At 41.7% G+C, this 17,886-nt stretch carries 17 protein-coding genes; 7 read left to right on the forward strand and 10 right to left on the reverse strand.

Annotated elements, in window-relative coordinates; translation table 11 throughout:
• Positions 1–465: tetratricopeptide repeat protein (locus RM347_RS24550; protein WP_428850607.1), on the forward strand; the 465-nt coding region annotated here is incomplete at its 5' end.
• 369 nt (positions 466–834) lie between these two features.
• Here the strand turns inward: RM347_RS24550 and RM347_RS24555 are convergent.
• From RM347_RS24555 to RM347_RS24590, 8 genes are all read right to left on the reverse strand, one after another.
• Entirely contained in the window at positions 835–1,248 is a 414-nt protein-coding gene (locus RM347_RS24555; protein ID WP_322718479.1) for a type II toxin-antitoxin system VapC family toxin, read from the reverse strand.
• Positions 1,245–1,454: a hypothetical protein gene (locus RM347_RS24560; protein WP_322718480.1), complete on the reverse strand. Its 210-nt coding sequence runs from the start codon at positions 1,452–1,454 to the stop codon at positions 1,245–1,247. The genes RM347_RS24555 and RM347_RS24560 overlap by 4 nt, the downstream gene beginning before the upstream one ends.
• 88 nt (positions 1,455–1,542) lie before the next feature.
• Positions 1,543–3,036, reverse strand: coding sequence for a catalase (locus RM347_RS24565; protein WP_322718481.1), 1,494 nt, complete (start codon positions 3,034–3,036; stop codon positions 1,543–1,545).
• A gap of 366 nt (positions 3,037–3,402) precedes the next feature.
• Positions 3,403–4,776, reverse strand: coding sequence for an alkaline phosphatase family protein (locus RM347_RS24570; RefSeq protein WP_322718482.1), 1,374 nt, complete (start codon positions 4,774–4,776; stop codon positions 3,403–3,405).
• Between the two features lie 15 nt (positions 4,777–4,791).
• The gene (gene eboE, locus RM347_RS24575; protein WP_322718483.1) at positions 4,792–6,018 is read right to left on the reverse strand and encodes a metabolite traffic protein EboE; all 1,227 of its coding nucleotides are present in this window, start codon (positions 6,016–6,018) and stop codon (positions 4,792–4,794) included.
• Positions 6,019–6,165: 147 nt separating this feature from the next.
• The gene (eboC, locus tag RM347_RS24580) at positions 6,166–7,098 is read right to left on the reverse strand and encodes a UbiA-like protein EboC (RefSeq protein ID WP_322718484.1); all 933 of its coding nucleotides are present in this window, start codon (positions 7,096–7,098) and stop codon (positions 6,166–6,168) included.
• Between the two features lie 116 nt (positions 7,099–7,214).
• Positions 7,215–8,123: a TatD family hydrolase gene (locus RM347_RS24585; protein WP_322718485.1), complete on the reverse strand. Its 909-nt coding sequence runs from the start codon at positions 8,121–8,123 to the stop codon at positions 7,215–7,217.
• A 104-nt stretch (positions 8,124–8,227) separates the two neighbouring features.
• A complete protein-coding gene (locus RM347_RS24590; RefSeq protein WP_322718486.1) occupies positions 8,228–9,109 on the reverse strand; it encodes an EboA family metabolite traffic protein in 882 nt (293 codons plus the stop codon).
• A 476-nt stretch (positions 9,110–9,585) separates the two neighbouring features.
• Here RM347_RS24590 and RM347_RS24595 point away from each other — a divergent pair, with 476 nt between their 5' ends.
• Positions 9,586–10,788 (forward strand): 3-dehydroquinate synthase, encoded by a 1,203-nt coding sequence (locus tag RM347_RS24595; RefSeq protein ID WP_322718487.1) that lies wholly within the window; start codon positions 9,586–9,588, stop codon positions 10,786–10,788.
• Here the strand turns inward: RM347_RS24595 and RM347_RS24600 are convergent.
• Positions 10,751–10,930, reverse strand: coding sequence for a hypothetical protein (locus RM347_RS24600; RefSeq protein ID WP_322718488.1), 180 nt, complete (start codon positions 10,928–10,930; stop codon positions 10,751–10,753). The genes RM347_RS24595 and RM347_RS24600 overlap by 38 nt on opposite strands.
• Positions 10,931–10,946: 16 nt before the next feature.
• Between RM347_RS24600 and RM347_RS24605 the strand changes: the two genes are divergently transcribed.
• Entirely contained in the window at positions 10,947–11,144 is a 198-nt protein-coding gene (locus RM347_RS24605) for a Txe/YoeB family addiction module toxin (protein ID WP_322718489.1), read from the forward strand.
• Positions 11,145–11,160: 16 nt separating this feature from the next.
• Here the strand turns inward: RM347_RS24605 and RM347_RS24610 are convergent, their stop codons facing one another.
• Positions 11,161–11,859, reverse strand: a complete 699-nt coding sequence (locus RM347_RS24610; RefSeq protein WP_322718490.1) for a YdcF family protein — start codon at positions 11,857–11,859, stop codon at positions 11,161–11,163.
• A 308-nt stretch (positions 11,860–12,167) separates the two neighbouring features.
• On the opposite strand from RM347_RS24610, the gene ctpB reads away from it, so the two are divergent.
• The 4 genes from ctpB (at position 12,168) to RM347_RS24630 (ending at position 17,855) form a co-directional block, all read left to right on the forward strand.
• The gene (gene ctpB / locus RM347_RS24615; RefSeq protein WP_322718491.1) at positions 12,168–13,508 is read left to right on the forward strand and encodes a carboxyl-terminal processing protease CtpB; all 1,341 of its coding nucleotides are present in this window, start codon (positions 12,168–12,170) and stop codon (positions 13,506–13,508) included.
• A 131-nt stretch (positions 13,509–13,639) separates the two neighbouring features.
• Positions 13,640–14,629 carry a glycosyltransferase gene (locus RM347_RS24620; protein WP_322718492.1) on the forward strand — a complete coding sequence of 330 codons (990 nt, stop codon included), beginning with the start codon at positions 13,640–13,642 and terminating at the stop codon, positions 14,627–14,629.
• A gap of 696 nt (positions 14,630–15,325) precedes the next feature.
• Positions 15,326–17,176 (forward strand): sensor domain-containing protein, encoded by a 1,851-nt coding sequence (locus RM347_RS24625; RefSeq protein WP_322718493.1) that lies wholly within the window; start codon positions 15,326–15,328, stop codon positions 17,174–17,176.
• 133 nt (positions 17,177–17,309) lie between these two features.
• Positions 17,310–17,855 (forward strand): WD40 repeat domain-containing protein, encoded by a 546-nt coding sequence (locus RM347_RS24630; protein ID WP_322718494.1) that lies wholly within the window; start codon positions 17,310–17,312, stop codon positions 17,853–17,855.
• The last annotated feature ends 31 nt before the right edge of the window (positions 17,856–17,886 follow it).

Raw genomic sequence — 17,886 nt, forward strand, 5'->3', positions numbered from 1 at the left:
AGCCTGAACAATTTGGCAGGACTCTACAAATCACAGGGAAGGTACAGCGATGCCGAACCTTTGTATATCGAAGCTTTGGCGATGAGAAAACGTCTGCTGAGGGATGAACACCCTGATGTGGCAACTAGCCTGAACAATTTGGCAGGACTCTACAAATCACAGGGAAGGTACAGCGATGCCGAACCTTTGTATATCGAAGCTTTGACGATGAGAAAACGTCTGCTGGGGGATGAACACCCCTCAGTGGCAACTAGCCTGAACAATTTGGCAGCACTCTACAAATCACAGGGAAGGTACAGCGATGCCGAACCTTTGTATATCGAAGCTTTGGCGATGAGAAAACGTCTCCTGGGGGCAAATCATCCCAATACAATAAACACTCGTGAAAGTCTGGAATCCTTGCGGCGGAATCGTCAGCCTTTATTCAGGAGAATGGTTGCTTTTGTTTCCCGTTGGTTTCAGTAATTTAGGTAATCTGCATCGGCTGCATTACCCGCTTGGAATTCAAATCCCAGTCTAATAAGTAGGCAACATAATTAATTACACAATGTTATTACGAATGCAGTGAAGCGAAATAATGCGATCGCACAACCTACAACTACTTCTCTACGATATGCTTTGCGAAGGGTGCGATCGCAATTACTGTAAATATTTTTATTTTTCTACTTAATGAGCCTCTGAACTCCGTCAACGAGTATTTTATCTCCGTCAACGAGGCTTTTATCTCCGTTAACGAGTATTTTATCTCCGTCAACGAGTATTTTAGCTCCGTTAACGAGGCTTTTATCTCCATCAACGAGTATTTTATCTCCGTTAACGAGCCTCTGAACTCATTTATGATGGTAAAACTTGAAATCCAGCTTGATAAAAATGATTATCTAAGGTTAAAGCCGTAACAATCTCTCGTTGTTGCATAACGATAAATGATAAACAATCAGTGAGAGAATAAGATTTGTCTTTATGCTTTTGAAAATATTCCCACCCTTGATTAAATAGAGTTCGATCGATTTCGATTAATTCTATATCAGAGCTTTCCAATAACCGATTACCAACTTCAACTGCTTTATAATGAAGATTTCGACTATTAAAAAAAGTAACCACTTCATCAAAAATGTATGTTGTTGTCATTAAAACAGGTTTGGACTTTATTAAAGTAGCCCAATTTTGTAATACTTTTTGATGAGCATCTTCATTTTTGATTTCCAGAGCTAAAATATAGCTGGTATCCAAAAAGTAGATACTTTTCATGGGTTATAGAGATAGCGATCGTGGTTAATTGCACTATCTGTTACATCACATTCCACAGGATTTGAACCTAAATCCCAAATAGAAGATGTTTGTTTAATGCTAGTAATAATAATTTTCCCATTTTCTTGAATAATCTCAAACTCTTGGTTTTCTCCTAATAGTTCTTTAGGGATTAATAAGCCTTTTTCTGTTGCTGTTAATTTCATATTTAATTACCTCGATTGATTTTGTAAGCTAATCAAATGAATTTGCTTTAGGGCGGGCAAGATGCCCACCCCACAAAATTGGATAAGGCTACCAGTTACCTACAGGTTGAGCTTCATGAGAAAACATTGAGGGATCGATTGAAATGCCCAATCCTTCAGCTACACGACGACCATAAGAAATATCTGCCCGGAAGAAGTGGCAAAGTTGGCGCATTTGGATGTCTTCCCTTGCTTGAGAGAGACTACCGACAATATTTTTAGCGAGACGCTCTTGCTGTTCAGGAGTTAGTAACCGATACAGATCACCAGCTTGGGTGTAATCGTCGTTTCCTTCACGATGACTGTAACGATCGACTGTGACATCGCCCAAATGACTAGGTGGCTCTGCATAAGCTGGATTTTCTTTGGGCGTACCCTCAGCACTATTCGGTTCATAGTTAGGAACGCTACCGCCATTGTTCCCCGATGCCATAAAGCCATCTCGCTGATAATGCATCACTGGACATTTGGGCTGGTTGACAGGTAGTTGCTGATAGTTACCACCCAAGCGATACCGTTGAGCATCTGGGTAAGAAAAAATTCGAGCTTGCAGCATTTTGTCTGGAGAGAAACTAACGCCAGGAACCACTGCACTAGGGCTAAAAGCGGCTTGCTCTACTTCGGCAAAATAATTCTCAGGGTTGCGATTTAGCTCTAATATCCCGACTTCAATTAAAGGATATTCGCCTTGTTTCCAAACTTTGGTCAAGTCAAAAGGATTATCAGGATGTTTTGCTGCTTGCTCTTCAGTCATCACCTGAATACACATCCGCCACTTAGGATAGTCTTTTTTAGCGATCGCTTCAAACAAATCATGAGTCGCATGATCTGGATCTTCGCCCTTAATCTTAGCGGATTCTTCCTCCGTCAAGGTTTGATGCCCTTGTAGAGTCTTAAAGTGGAATTTACACCAAACGCGATCGCCCTCAGCATTAATTAAACTGAAGGTATGGCTACCAAAGCCATCCATGTGGCGATAGGTTTTGGGAATTCCCCGATCTGAAAAGAGGATCGTCACCTGGTGAAGCGATTCTGGACTGAGTGACCAAAAATCCCACTTTGCATTCTGGTCTTTGCAATTGGTTTGGGGATTGCGCTTTTGAGTATGGATGAAATCAGGAAACTTCAAAGGGTCGCGGATGAAGAAAATCGGGGTATTGTTACCTACAAGATCCCAGTTACCCTCCTCAGTATAAAACTTGAGGGAAAAACCTCTAGGGTCGCGCTCGGCATCTGCTGAACCTTTTTCTCCTCCGACTGTAGAGAAACGCAAGAGAAGTTCCGTTTTCTTGCCAATTTCAGAAAAAAGTTTGGCTTTACTGTAGCGGGTAATGTCATTGGTAATAGTCAAAGTGCCGTGAGCAGCAGCACCTTTCGCGTGGACAACTCTTTCAGGAATACGTTCTCTGTTGAAATGAGCCAGCTTTTCTATAAGGTGGAAATCCTGGATTAATACAGGGCCACGCGCTCCAGCTGTAAGTGAGTTCTGGTTATCGCTAACTGGAATACCATCAGCAGTTGTCAAGTTTTGGGGTTCAGTCATCGGTAAAGAAGCTCTCCATGTAAGTTACTCAGATTGCCCACACTACATTTTAGTCAGTAGATGGATACCTACTGATAGAACAATCTAATTCATAGTCATAACGAGTTTATATATAAAGCATACTCGATATGATTATGAATTACAAGGAATTTTTTTGTATTTTGGTAAGATGTAAAAGCTAAAAGGGCGGTTAGAAACCGCGTCTATACAGGCAAAACCCACCTCCGTGGGTTAAAAAACCTTAATTTTCTCTTAGGTGCACTTCTCTGCGAGACGCTACGTGTAGCTTGCTTCTCCGTTCGCGTAGCGGGAGTACGCTTGTGTAGCCGCGAATTCCATTCCCCCTGGCTCTAAGTTGACTGCCTTTCAGGTATTTAAATGTTTGAGAATCAACGAGCAAACATCTGTCGCCTCAATTTGATGTTCATTAACTAGGTGAGTTTGATGGGTGATAAATAGAGGCCCTTCAGCAACAGAAGTGGTGATATTACCGTGAGAACCACGCACCAGGGAAGCATCCAGAGGAATTACGTCCATTAAGTAGCGGAAACCCAGTTGTTTTTTAAGTAACTTGAGAGCAACTTTGCCTTGAGGAAATTTTATTTGCGGATCGAGGAAAAGTTCTACAGGATCGTAACCAGGTTTGCGGTGGATATCTACAGTTCTAGCAAAATCAGGCGCTTTGGCATCATCGAGCCAATAATAATAGGTGAACCAAGCGTCAGGTTGAGCGATCGCCACCAACTCCCCCGATCTAGGATGATTCAGATGGTAGGCTTGTTTACCCTCTTCATCCAATACCTGCGCTACGCCTTGAGTCGCTTCTAAAAGCGATCGCACTTTCGGGATGTATGCTGGATCGTTCACATATACATGAGCAATTTGGTGATCCGCAACGGCAAAGGCAATGCTAGCACCAAAATCGAGCAGTTCTCGCCCTAATTCTTCCCGCACAGCAATTAAACCATTTTCCCGTAGTACGCGGTTTAAATCCATAGCTTTAGAAACTGAGGTAATGCCATACTCAGAAAGAATAATTACCTGAGTATTACGTGCTTGAAAATATTCAATTAAATCACCACAAACAGCATCAATTTCTTGCAAATCTGCTTTAATCTGTGTTTGATTGTTACCAAATTTTTGCAGACAGTAATCTAAATGTGGTAGATAAACTAGTGATAATGTCGGGCTGTAACGTTCCTCAATCCATTTTGCGGAATTGGCAATCCATTGGCTAGAACTAATGGAAGTTTTTGGCCCCCAGAAATCGAACAGAGGGAAATTTCCTAAATCAGATTGAATTTGCGATCGCACATCACTAGGATGTGTATAAATATCAGGTAATTTTCTCCCATCTGCGGGATACATCGGGCGCGGTGTAATCGCGTAATCTGCTGTCGAGTACATGTTGTACCACCAAAAAAGGTTGGCACAAGTGAAATTTGGATCGATTGATTTAGCTATTTCCCAAACTTTGGGAGCCTGTACTAGTTTATTAGATTGCCGCCAAAATTTCACTTCACACTCATCGCGGAAGTACCAACCATTAGCGACAATTCCATGTTCATCAGGCAATTTTCCTGTTAAATAAGTAGCTTGAACTGAACAAGTTACAGCAGGTAACACTTTTTTGATAGGAAGCACTTGCCCTTTAGCCGCCCAAGAAGATAAAAATGGCGTGTTTTCTCCTAGTAAACTGGGCGTTAATCCGACGACATTTAAAATAACTATTTTCTGCATAAGCTTACTTCCTTTTTAATTTGCGACTAATTCTTTTAATACCCACTCATATTCACGCTGAATAGAAGTCAGCATATCTATCTTCATTTCTGATGGCAATACGTCCCAAGTGTAAGTTTCAATTTCTAAATGTGAGCAAGCATCATTTGTCTGAAGTAGTTGTAAAACAGTAGCAATATCATCTTGCGTAGATTGCAAAATCTGATAATCATGAATAAAAATTGGGACATGAAAATGAGTCCGCCATTCTTCAGCTAGAGATTGCTCTAAATGTGGTAATGCAGTTATTAAGTCAGGATAATGATGGAGTGTACCATCGCTACGACGTTCTATTACCTGGTGAAGATAGGTAGATTCTGCAAAAGGACGTAAGCGTTCAACTATCAAACTACGCTTTTCAACCTCAGCAGGTATTTTTACTTTAATTGCAGCGCTAATTTGAATTTTCCCAATCTTAATTCCTGCCGATTGCAAACGTGTAAATACAGAATTTGGCTGCTCATATTCAACTGAAAAATGGCACGTGTCATAGCAAACTCGAACGTGTTCTAGCAATTTAGTCTCTGCTAAATCTTGCTCAATATTTAACTTTTCTGATAAATAACTACTGCCAATGGGCAATAACCAATTTTGATAAAAGTCAATTACTTCTGAGGTATTTTCAATTAAACCATCAGGCTCAGGTTCTAAATCAATATGAAGAATCTTGCCTGTTTCTTCAGAGATACGAATCATTTCTACAACAACTGATGCTATGTTCAAACAACTCTTTTTTAGAACAATCTCGAAAGTTGCTTGGTCTTTTACCCACCAAGGTTTATAGGATAATGGTAGTGTAGAAATTCCGCCATCAAGTCCTTGGGGTAATAGACTAGCTAAAATGTGTGCCAAGTTTAATGTATAATTAACCCGTTCTTGTGTAGACCAATCTGGTGCATAAACTTGGTCTTTTACCACCTGTCGATGAAATCCGCCATAAGGGAATCCATTTAAGGTGAAAACATATAAATCTTGTTGAGTTAGCCAAGTTTGGAATTGAGCCAAGTTATTACTTTCTAAAAGTTCTTTTGCTGCAACATCTGCTAACCTCAAGCCAATACCAAAAGGTTCTGTTGGCGATAAACGTGATTTGAGTTTGGGAATATACTTCTCCAAATTAGCGAAAACCTCTAGCCAAGTTTCACCAGGATGAATATTACTGCAATAAGTTAAGTGAAAATTATGGTTTTTTGTAATTTTCATTTTCTAGCTCTATCCTTTGTATATGTAATCTGTTTTCTTTGGCTTAAACTATTTTACAAAATACTTGCTACATATTCATGGGTAGGGGCGCATAGATGTGCGCCCCTAGAGCCAATTAATGGTATTACTGGGTGTATACATTCAAATTTAAGTAACAGCAAATACTTTTGCTAACTTCATCGAAAATGGTAGCAAAATTAGAACGAATAAACCGTAATACAAACCAGCAAAACCAGATGCAACGGTTGCATCTAATACTATTAGAGATAAAACACCTATTTTCACAGCATTGCGGATATTTTCGGCTATCGGTTCCCGTGCCGCTTTGATAAAGTTAGGCAAGATTCTGATAGCTAATAAAATAGCGAATGGTAGGGCTGCGATCGCTCTATAGTCTTCTAATAATCCTAAAGCTAAAACTGCTGTCAAAACTATTGCAATTAGCAGTAGTGCTAGTAATCCCGTAATCTGCTTACCTCCGTGAACTTCACCCTGACTAATTGCGGTGATAGCAGCAATATAAAGAACAGGAATTAGTGCTAAATACCAACGTTCTCCTATTATTGCAGGTACAGTACTTACACCTAATAATAAGTTACTGCCACGACACAAACCCATATTTAAAGGGCCAAAAAAAGGATGGTGTTTGGACAGTGAGTCATACAGGAGGGATGAAAGAGTGATAAATGTTGCGATCGCAGCACTTAACCAAGATACTTGAAATGCAGCTATAATACCGATTGCAAATAGTAGACTTCCCAATAAGGTAGCATTTTGACGAGATACGCGACCACTGGGAATTGCTCTATTTGGCCGCTCTTTTGCATCTAAGTCTGCATCGAAAACATCATTAAAAACTATACCGCCGCCGTATAAACCAGTTGTAGCCAATAACAACCAAGCTAATGGAATTAGTACAGGCAAATTTGATTCTCCATTAATTAATTGAACAAAAATAATCCCAGAGCCAGAAGCAGCAAAACCAACAAGAATATCCGCCCAAGCAGTAACAATATTAGCAGGACGCATCAATTCCAAATAACCCCGCCAGCTTTGAAATTTTAAGCTTGCAACATTCACTTATCTGCCTCCCTGCCTAGTAATTTTTCAAAATAAACCGCATATTACAGATAAATCATTTATGCAATTCCTACTTCCCACTACAGACGCGATTAATCGCGTCTCTCCCCAATTTTCTACTCAATCAACACAAAATCTGAAACTGATTTGATTCCTGGTTCTTGTCCCCGTAGCACAGAATTACCACTGAACATTTGACGTTGATCGATAGATTGAGGATTGAGCCAATCTGAAGCTTTCATCTGCCCAGTTTGACTATAAGCAGCTAGGGCATTTTCATAACAAACTGCTCGCACATGTTCTTCAGGAATGCCTCTATCTAACATCAACTGAGCCGTTTTTGGGACTGCCAAAGGATCGCTAATACCCCAATCAGCGCTACTATCTACAATGATGCGATCGCGTCCATACTTGCGGACAACTTCTACCATCCTGGCGTTACCCATCTTCGTCTGTGGGTAAATCGTGAAAGCTGCCCAAAAACCCCGTCCTAATACTTCTTCAACGGTTTCTTCGTTGTTGTGATCGATAACTACTTGTGAGGGATCTAAACCATATTCAATACAGCGATCCATACTCTTACTAGCACCTGCCTTTTTATTGCGGTGAGGAGTATGAATTAGTACTAACATATCGAGTTCTTTAGCTAATGCTAACTGTTGACAAAAGTACTTATCTTCTGCTTCTGTCATATCGTCATAGCCAATTTCACCAATGGCAACAACACCTTCTTTACAGGCGTAAAGTGGTAGCAGTTCCATAACTTCTGTTGCTAGCGCTTCATTGTTAGCTTCTTTCGGATTTAGTCCAATTGTGCAGTAATGCTGGATGCCAAACTGACTAGCACGAAACCGTTCCCAGCCCACAAGACTACTGAAGTAGTCTTTAAATGAACCAGCGTTGGTTCGGGGTTGTCCTAACCAAAAGGCTGGTTCAATAACGGCGACAATACCATATTCCCGCATTACTAAGTAATCGTAAGTAGTGCGGGAACACATGTGAATGTGAGGATCAATGAACATCATGGTTTTAATTACTGGGAATTGGGCATTGGGATTAGGGGAGAGGTGACAGGTAATAGGGAATAATCTGTACCCTATTCCCTTCTTCATTTGTAAACTGACAAGCGTTAGCGTAGCTCGCCGCACGCATCGCGGCTAAAACTGCTCCAAGTCAGATTACCTTGTTGAATGGATGACTGTAAATCTGGGTAAGTAGAAAGTAACGCTTGCGCTTGGGGTAAAGGAGACTCAGCACAAGCTAATGCTGCTGCTTTTTGCTCATCTATATCCCCTTCAGCCAGTACTTTTTCCAAATCTGTGATGATTGCGCTATCGGCAAACCGCCCTACAGGTCGCCAAAGTTCTGGCGTAACTGAGCGTTTAGCTGCCCAACGTTCATGGGCATAGTCTGCCAACATCCTCGCCAATTCTGGGTTCGCACGCCGATCTAGACCCCAAATTAGATGCAACGGACTGCCAACAAACACAGCCTTCAGCACCATCTGATTCCAAGCAGCATTGTCTAAATAATCTGCTGGGTAAGGGTTACGTAGTGCTATGGCTTGAAATACATTACTCATATTGCTGCGAATTCCCTCAGCAGTACGGTGGCGATGTAACTCTGGATGTGGTAAAAGGGGCAAACTTTGGTAAAGGACAACCAACTCCCCCATATCGGCAGTGGAGAAGACTTGATCAAGCGATCGCACATACCCCTGGGCATCATTGTGGGGCAAAGCTAGAAGCAAGAGTGTGCGACCTGCTTGATCTACACTCCAATTACCAGGATACCAACCGGGAATCACATCTTCTGCTGCTTCCAAGTCCTGGAATGTTAGCTGCAAATCCTGTTTACCTAGATAACGCGGCACAGCACTAAAAGCCGTAAAAAACACTCTCTCAGCAGCGCCGCTAGCAATCTGTGCTTGCTTCTGTTCCAGCCAAGCAAAAGCTTTCTCTGAAACAGACTTTAACAGCCAATGATGCAGTAACTTGTTTACTTTACTCATGATGAATTTCAGGAGAAGTTGCCCAACTTTTTTGTGACAACCAAGTATAAAATCTACCACTAAACTTGATACTTTGGAATTGAAGCAGTTAGATAATATACTACCGAGATCAGAACTTCACTGAATCTATAAAAATCTCCCAATTTTAAAGAAGATACTGTAAAGATCCGATTTTGATTAGATAAATCCTAAAATTGTCTTACGGAAAAAAATTAGAATTCTATGTAATAATGATCTACATTGCCAGCCTAAGATATAAAGTCTAAGCATCAATAAAAATTGCAACCTAATGTTATTTTGAACTTATTTATCAGGATGAAGGCACTTCAAAACTGTGATTTATTTAGTAGCTAAATCTGTCTAATAAATCATTTCAAGATAGAAGTGTTTAATAGATTTTCTAAGTTTATTTTCCTGTAATTTTTCATTGAAGTAGTGCATCTATTTACAGTTACTTAAAAAGCAATAATATTCAAATGATTATTCAACAAAAAACCGCTCTTAATCTGCAACCAATTAACCAATGTGTCCGCGTGAGCTTCAATTATGATGTTCACTTCACTAGAGGTCTGTTTCAGTTAGATAATCCTTTACTCGCACAAGTGATTGCCGCAGATGGGGAGACAACCCCAAAACAAGTGCTAGCAGTGGTAGATGGAGGATTTTTACAGTACCAGGATGGGTTGCTAAAAAAGTTATCAGTCTATGCCCAGCATTATGAAGATGTACTAACACTAAGCGGTGAGCCGATAGTAGTTCCGGGTGGAGAAGCAGTCAAGAACGATTCTAGATTTATAGAGCAAATTCATCAGCAGATCAATGCAGCTGGATTGTGCCGTCACTCCTACGTCTTAGCAATTGGAGGTGGAGCCGTGCTAGACATGGCAGGATACGCAGCAACAACGGCTCACCGAGGAATTCGGCTGCTAAGAGTACCGACAACAGTATTAGGGCAAAACGATTCGGGCGTAGGGGTAAAGAATGGAATCAATGCTTTTGGCAAGAAAAACTTTTTGGGTACATTCATGCCACCTTATGCTGTCTTGAATGACTTTGATTTTCTCACTAGCCTTGACGAGCGAGATTGGCGATCGGGTATTGCAGAAGCAGTCAAAGTAGCGCTGATTAAAGATGCAGATTTCTTCGATTTCATTATGACTAATGCCGAGAAATTGGCTAATCGAAACATGGACATAATGGAAAAGCTGATTTATCGCTGTTCCCAGTTGCACTTAGAGCATATTGCTGGTAGTGGCGATCCCTTTGAAATGGGTTCATCGCGTCCTTTGGATTTTGGACACTGGGCTGCTCATAAACTAGAGCATTTAACTAATTACAGCCTACGTCATGGCGAAGCTGTAGCGATCGGCATTGCTTTAGATACAACCTATTCATATTTAACAGGGCAACTGTTGCAATCAGAGTGGCAAATAGTTTTAAGTACACTCAAGAAATTAGGCTTTACCTTGTACGTATCAGCACTGACAGAGCAATTAGATCAGCTAGACCATCCGCATTGTCTATTTAAGGGACTTACCGAGTTCCGTGAACACTTGGGAGGAAAATTGACAATCACCCTTCTACAAGGAATCGGACAGGGAATAGAAGTTCACCAGGTAGATTTGTCTTTGTATAGAGATGCTATTTTGATGCTGCAAGAATGGGAACTTTTGCTATAAAAGCAAATGCTACAGTTGAAAGATTGGCAGATAAATTTTCAGAGAACTTACGAATCTCAGTATATTTAAATTCATAACCTGACATTTGATCGTAAACCGTAATCCAACCATTTTTTGGAAGAGATACGTAAGCTTTTGTCATAGTTAGATTTTTAACAATGGCTATGACATTCTCTAAGGAAAAGGCCGAGGAATTACTCGCAGCCCTTAAAGAAAATCCTTTTCAAAATCCTCCACCTGATGAAAAGCTGGTTGGTGACTTATCAGGTGCTTATTCTCGGAGTATAAATATACAGCAACGGTTGGTATATGAGGTCATCGAATCAGAGCAAATAGTCAAGATAATTCGTATGTGAACGCATTACGAGTAAGTTATCTCCTCAACCCCCCTTGGTGTTCACAATGAAAACCTCGATCCTCCCAAGCTTGCATATCTACTTGGGTAAGCCTTGTCACATTTGAGCATTGCGGTTGAATAATTTGACTTAAAACCGCCCAAAATAAGCTGCGTGTTACATCTAATCCAGTTTTGACCCAAGATTCACGATTACCAGGAACACCCAACTCCTGAACAATCTCTGTCTCTACCCAAATACCATGAGCGCCCAAAAGAATCTGTGCCATCCATTTAGCTCTGGGTAAATGACTTGGCGAAGTAATCAACATGACTTTATGCACTCCCCAACGCCGCAGAATCGGGATACCATAATAAAAATTTTCAAAGGTAGAATTCGCGCACTTTTCTAACCAAACGTTTTGTAACTCTGCTAATTCCGGCTGAAAAATTAACAATATACAGGGGTCTGGGGAACCATGAGAAATTAAAATTGGGGTTTGCGGATATTGTTTTGCTTGTTGGGCAACATAAGTTTCTCGACGAATACTACCACCAAGTACAAAGAAGGCATCTACTGGCTGCGAAGAAGCAAAAACTAAGGTTATAGTAGTAAAAATCAGCCAAACACCCAAGACAACGTACAATCCACCACTTAGTTTTTGTAACAATTGCCACAGATTAGCCAAATTATTTTTAATAGAAATTAATGATTTGATGGTAAATTTGCGTTTCATGACTTAGGTAATAAAAACTGATTTAATGGCTGTATAACAGTACTGCAATTCAGTGAACAAAGTGCTATCTTATAAAAGTAATCTAGAATGCAAACATGACGCTAATCAAAGTGTCACATGTTCAGTATAGCCTTCCGGAGAAGGCTAAGAAACTGAGAAATGGTTGTTAATAATGCGGTAGTTTCGGCATCATTCAACGATAAAAATGGTGAAGAAAAAATAGCTGAGTTTGGAGTATAAAAACTTAAAATTTTCTGGAAAGCCTGATTGCTAAACTGTCAACAACACAATTATTCCAGCTAATATACATGAACCAATCTGCGAAAAGTTACTCGCCGCTCCAAGTAGCCTTGATTGGTGGAGCGATCGCCACGACTGCTACTATGTCTGTGTTTGGCTCTGCTTGGACTCGTGGTGTCCGTGCCGCCCTAGCCCTACAAGACAGCCCAAAAACGATAGTTGACCAAGTTTGGCAACTGGTGAATCATGAATATGTTGATGGCAAATTTAATCAACAAGATTGGCAAGCAACTAGGCAAAGCCTGTTGAGCAAAGACTATTCTTCTCGGGAAGAAGCTTATGCTGCCATCCGTGAAGCTTTGCAAAAGTTAGGAGATCCTTACACTCGGTTCATGGATCCCCAACAGTTTGAAGCCCTGACTAACCAAACATCTGGGGAAGTCTCTGGCATTGGCATTCGGATGGAAGTAAACGAAAAAACTCAGCGGCTCACTGTTGTCGAAGCTATAGAAAATTCTCCGGCGTTGAAAGCTGGGATCAAAGCAGGCGATGAAATTTTGGCAATTGACGGCAAACCCACTCTCAAAATGAAAGTGGATGACGCCTCTAAGTTAATCCGTGGCAAAGCGGGTACTCCCATCAAGCTACGGCTGGGACGAACAGGGCTAAATGCCTTTGATTTGAAGCTGACGAGGGCAAATATTGAAGTGCCAACGGTACGTTATACCCTCAAGCAAGAAGGAAATCGCCGCGTTGGCTATATCCGTTTGCGGGAATTTAGCGCTCACGCCGCAGAACAAATGCAACGAGCCATCCGCGATTTGAATACTAAGAAAGTTGATTCTTATGTCTTGGATTTGCGGGGAAATCCTGGCGGTTTGTTGCAGGCGAGTATTGAAATTGCCCGGATGTGGTACGATAACGGCGGCATTGTCAAGACAGTAGACCGTGTGGGCGGCACTGAAGAAACTAAAGCCAATCGCACTGCTCTGACAAATCGTCCTTTGGCGGTCTTAGTGGATGGTAATTCAGCTAGTGCTAGCGAAATCCTCACAGGGGCACTCAAGGATAATAAACGGGCGGTAGTCGTTGGTGGTCAAACCTTTGGCAAGGCTTTAGTGCAGTCAGTTCACGAACTCGCAGATGGTTCCGGCTTGGCAGTTACCATTGCCCATTACTACACCCCGGCGGGAACGGATATTAACCATAAAGGGATTACACCAGATATCAAGCTAGACTTGACAGAGGCACAAGAGCGGCAGTTAGCTTCTAATCCAGATTTAATCGGAACTAGGAGCGATCCACAATATGCTCGGGCGATCGCAATTCTATCCAATAACAACTTCGCCCAGCCGCCGGCAAATCAGCCCACTCGACCCATGAGCCGTGCCGATAACCTGAAATTTTAGATTGACACGAGTGATATAGTAGTATTCCCAAATCCAGATTTTTGGAGTTATAAAAACTGCCTGATATTACTATTCCAGGATTTTGGTTTGGGAATACTAGCTAGTAATCCCATCTCCAAAATCTCAGATTTATGAATCATCAGCCAGTTGATGCAACCACCGCCACCAGCTTTTTCACAATGGTGTCGGTGGTTGTTCCTATTTATAACGGTGAGGCGGATTTACCAGAGTTAATCAATTGTCTGTTGTCTCAAACTTACCCAAAAGATCGGGTAGAGTACTTGTTGGTAGACAATAATAGTAGCGATCGCACTCTCACCATCCTCAAAACATCTGCCAAAAACTGCCCAATTACAATTCGCCCCTTGAGCGAAAACCAAATTCAAAGCTCTTATGCTGCTCGTAATACTGGGATTCGGGCTGCTACGGGTGAAATTATAGTTTTTACCGATGCAGATTGTCGCCCACAACCTCAATGGTTAGATTCATTAATTCAGCCTTTTGTCAACAAAGAAGTGGTAATTGTCGCTGGTGAAATTTTGCCGCTACCAGGCACAACTCTACTAGAACAGCACGCAGACCGTGAAGAAACTTTGTCACAAAAACATACCCTTGACCATTCCTTTCGTCCCTATGGTCAAACCGCTAATTTGGCGATTCGACGCATTGCCTTAGAAAAAGCGGGTTTATTTCGTCCCTATCTTACTACTGGTGGCGATGCCGACATTTGCTGGCGGATTTTGGGCGAGAACATTGGGCGTTTGGAATTTGCCCCAAATGCGATCGTTCAGCATCGCCACCGTGCTACACTAAAAGAATTGCAAAGTCAATGGCGGCGATATGGACGCTCAAATCGCTATCTGCACGAACTGCACGGTGTAGATTTAATGCGAGAGATGACACCCAAAGAATGCTGTTATCGTTTGGCACGTTGGTTATTGAAGGAAGTACCAAGGGATATTAAAAAGGCGTTGGCGCAGCCTGCCGCTGGCATCGCGGGTCAAGCCACCCTTGTAGATTTATTAAATACTCCCATTGGTTTGTTCACAGCTAGGGCACGTACTGCTGGGCAAAAAGACGCCAAGCTGCCAGAGAATGCCAAGATAATTGATCGACTGTAACAATATTAAGACTTAGGCAAAACTATATGCTTTAGGGACAATTCATGAATTGCCCCTAAGTAAATAAAGCACAGTCTCACATAGAATTGGTATAATAAAAAACAAACACTCTTGTCAGCCTCAAAGCATTGACCTTATTATTTCGTTAAGTCACAAAAGTGAATGTATCTTAAGAAGTATTTCCAAAAATATCGAAAGCAAATATGCTGTTACTAATAAAGTTTTAATTTTTATAGCCTGTATTTAATAAAATAAAAATTTCAGTAGGTAAGGCTTGTTGCAACTTTGCACTTAGGTGGTTAATAGATAAGTTTGTGGCACTGCATAGGGCGAATAGTTGATTTGAGCGTGTACAAATTTGATTGCTTCCTCATCATTGATAGACAAGTTAGTAAATCAAGAAAACAAGTTCTGCAATATTTATTTACAACGTGTCCGCTCTTGCAAGTAACCCGCTCCTTGCCTGCTCAATAGGTCTGAAGCGTCGATGAAGGCATGGGGTTTCTTTACCCAGTTCTCTTCATTCACAGCTACGCTTCATAGTTTTGTGAGTTGAGCAACATGAATGTGGATAGATTTAGCCAACAGATAGAGAAATTATGCTCACAAATAGAGAGACTATTGCAATGCGATGGAACTAAGCCAAACTTACAGCAAGAGATCATAATAGAGGCTTTCGAAGAACTTAACACCGCAATGGAAGAACTATTGGCAGCTTCCGAAGAGTTAGAGGTAATACGAGCAGCAGTAGAGAAAGAGCGCCAACGTTACCAAGATCTGTTTGAGTTCGCTCCAGATGGTTACTTGGTAACTAATACCATTGGAACAATCCAAGAGGCTAACCATGCAGCAGCAACCTTGCTCGGTGTGAGCCAAAAGTATTTAGTAGGTAAACCTTTAATTATCTTTATTGCTCAACAAGACCGCCAGTCCTTTAGCTTTCAAATGAACAATTTGCAGCAGCTACTGAACTGGGAAATTAACCTACAGCCTCGGAGAGGAAAACCTTTCCCTGCTAGCGTTAAGGCGTCTGTAGTATATGACCTTGAGGAGAAGCAAATTGGCTGGCGTTGGTTGCTATGCAACATCAGTGAACGCAAACAAGCTGAAGAAATGTTGCACCGAGCTTACGATGACTTAGAAATACGAGTAGCAGAACGGACAGCGGAACTGGTAAAAGCAAATCAGAAATTGCTAAATGAAATTACAGAGCGTAAACGAGTCGAATCACAACTGCTGCACCTTGCCTTTCATGATGCACTGACGGGTCTGCCAAACCGCGTTGCATTTATGAACCGCCTAAGACATGCAATAAATTATTCAAAACGGCATTCAGATTATCTATTTGCTGTACTATTTATCGACCTAGATCGATTTAAGGTGATCAATGACAGTCTTGGACACCTAAATGGAGACCAACTTCTGCTTGCTATTGCAACTAGGCTAGAAGTATGTGTACGTTCTATAGATACAGCCGCACGGCTTGGAGGAGACGAATTTACAATCCTGCTTGAGGGAATCCAGGATGTGTCAGACGCCATCAAAGTGGCTGAACGGATTCAACAGGAACTGGCGTTACCCTTTGAGCTTGACGGACAAGAAGTGTTTACAACGGCAAGTATTGGCATCGCCTTGAGTTCGACAGTAGACTATGAACACCCAGAAGACCTATTAAGGGATGCTGATACAGCAATGTACCGAGCCAAGGTGCTAGGCAGAGCGCGTTATGAACTATTCAACTCAGATATGTATGCTAATGCTCTGGCGAGATTGCAGTTAGAGACTGATTTGCGCCGAGCAATTGAACGCGAAGAATTTCGGGTTTATTACCAACCGATTGTTTCACTCATTAGTGGCTCTATTTTAGGTTTTGAGGCTTTGTTGCGCTGGCAGCATCCAGAGCGTGGTCTGCTTAATCCAGCAGATTTTATTCCGCTAGCAGAGGAAACTGGACTAATTTTCTCTATTGGCAACTGGGTGTTGCATGAAGCCTGCCGCCAGATGCAAGCTTGGCGGGCGTGCCATCGTTCCAACTTACTAGAGAAAATCAGTGTCAATCTCTCCCTCAAGCAATTTTCTCAGCCGGATTTAATTGAGCAGATTGAGCAAATTTTGCATTTAACTGGTCTTGATGCTGGCACTCTAGTGCTAGAGATTACTGAAAGCGTAATTGTGGAAAATGGCGATAAGGCAACTGCTGCCCTCTTACAACTTCGAGAGATGGGCGTTGAGTTATCAATTGATGATTTTGGGACAGGCTACTCCTCATTAGGTCGTCTTTATAACTTTCCGATTAGTGTGTTGAAAATTGACCGTTCTTTCATCAGCCCGATGGGCACTAATAGTAAAAATTTAGAAATCATTGAGATAATTGTTACCTTGGCACACAAGCTGGGTGTTGATGTGCTCGCCGAAGGAATAGAGACAAAAGAGCAACTAGTACTTCTAAGAAAGTTGAACTGTGAATATGGGCAAGGACATTTTTTCTCAGTTCCATTAAATAGCTCTGCCGCGGAGACATTAATTAGGGAAAATCCTCAGTGGTAAGAGTTATAAAAAAATTCTTAATGAAGTAGGGACACGCATCTGTGTGCCCCCTCTCACTGATGGTACTGGAGTCTTTATGCTGGCGTAGCTTGATTGAAAGCAATACCGGAGGATTCACACAGAGCAAGTGCTGGTGAAGACAACACAATTAAGTAAGTTGTGGAATCTAGAAACTGCTGTCAGTCCAGATGGTCAATACGTTGCCACTGGCGGTGATGAGCAGATAGTGAAATTGTGGGACATTCATACAGGAAGTTGTCACCGGATATTCCAGAGACATACCGGCCAAATTGTCTGTATTCTCTTCACCGCCGATGGTAGCCACATGATTAGCAGTAGTAGCGATGTCTACGACGGGCTACGCCTACGCACCATCAAAATTTGGCATCTGGCTACTGGAGACTGCCTTGCGACACTAGAGAATCACCAAGATTGGGTATGGTCGCTTAGTCTGAGCCATGACGAGCAAACTCTCCTCAGCGGTAGCCAGGATGAAACAATCAATTGTTGGGATATTGCTACAGGGGAATGCTGGACAACTTTGCGGCCAGCCCGTCCCTATGAAGGCACGATGATTGCAGAGGTTAAAGGATTGACTGAGGCAGATATCTCAACTTTAAAAGCTTTGGGGGCGGTAGAGGTGAATTCAAGTTGTTCAATGCCTACCAACTTTCGCTAAATTGGAAAAAGGAAAACTCAAGGGAATTTTA

This window comes from Nostoc sp. ChiQUE02 (assembly GCF_034531305.2).
Taxonomy (GTDB): domain Bacteria; phylum Cyanobacteriota; class Cyanobacteriia; order Cyanobacteriales; family Nostocaceae; genus Nostoc.

What these genes read in the sequence shown, in the direction of transcription:
- RM347_RS24565 (WP_322718481.1), bottom strand. Translation starts at nt 3,036, where the DNA reads ATGACTGAACCCCAAAACTTGACAACTGCTGATGGTATTCCAGTTAGC.
- eboE (WP_322718483.1), bottom strand. Translation starts at nt 6,018, where the DNA reads ATGAAAATTACAAAAAACCATAATTTTCACTTAACTTATTGCAGTAAT.
- RM347_RS24610 (WP_322718490.1), bottom strand. Translation starts at nt 11,859, where the DNA reads ATGAAACGCAAATTTACCATCAAATCATTAATTTCTATTAAAAATAAT.
- RM347_RS24555 (WP_322718479.1), bottom strand. Translation starts at nt 1,248, where the DNA reads ATGAAAAGTATCTACTTTTTGGATACCAGCTATATTTTAGCTCTGGAA.
- RM347_RS24625 (WP_322718493.1), top strand. Translation starts at nt 15,326, where the DNA reads ATGGAAGAACTATTGGCAGCTTCCGAAGAGTTAGAGGTAATACGAGCA.
- RM347_RS24605 (WP_322718489.1), top strand. Translation starts at nt 10,947, where the DNA reads ATGGCTATGACATTCTCTAAGGAAAAGGCCGAGGAATTACTCGCAGCC.
- RM347_RS24590 (WP_322718486.1), bottom strand. Translation starts at nt 9,109, where the DNA reads ATGAGTAAAGTAAACAAGTTACTGCATCATTGGCTGTTAAAGTCTGTT.
- RM347_RS24620 (WP_322718492.1), top strand. Translation starts at nt 13,640, where the DNA reads ATGAATCATCAGCCAGTTGATGCAACCACCGCCACCAGCTTTTTCACA.
- RM347_RS24570 (WP_322718482.1), bottom strand. Translation starts at nt 4,776, where the DNA reads ATGCAGAAAATAGTTATTTTAAATGTCGTCGGATTAACGCCCAGTTTA.
- RM347_RS24600 (WP_322718488.1), bottom strand. Translation starts at nt 10,930, where the DNA reads ATGACAAAAGCTTACGTATCTCTTCCAAAAAATGGTTGGATTACGGTT.
- RM347_RS24595 (WP_322718487.1), top strand. Translation starts at nt 9,586, where the DNA reads ATGATTATTCAACAAAAAACCGCTCTTAATCTGCAACCAATTAACCAA.
- RM347_RS24560 (WP_322718480.1), bottom strand. Translation starts at nt 1,454, where the DNA reads ATGAAATTAACAGCAACAGAAAAAGGCTTATTAATCCCTAAAGAACTA.
- ctpB (WP_322718491.1), top strand. Translation starts at nt 12,168, where the DNA reads ATGAACCAATCTGCGAAAAGTTACTCGCCGCTCCAAGTAGCCTTGATT.
- RM347_RS24585 (WP_322718485.1), bottom strand. Translation starts at nt 8,123, where the DNA reads ATGATGTTCATTGATCCTCACATTCACATGTGTTCCCGCACTACTTAC.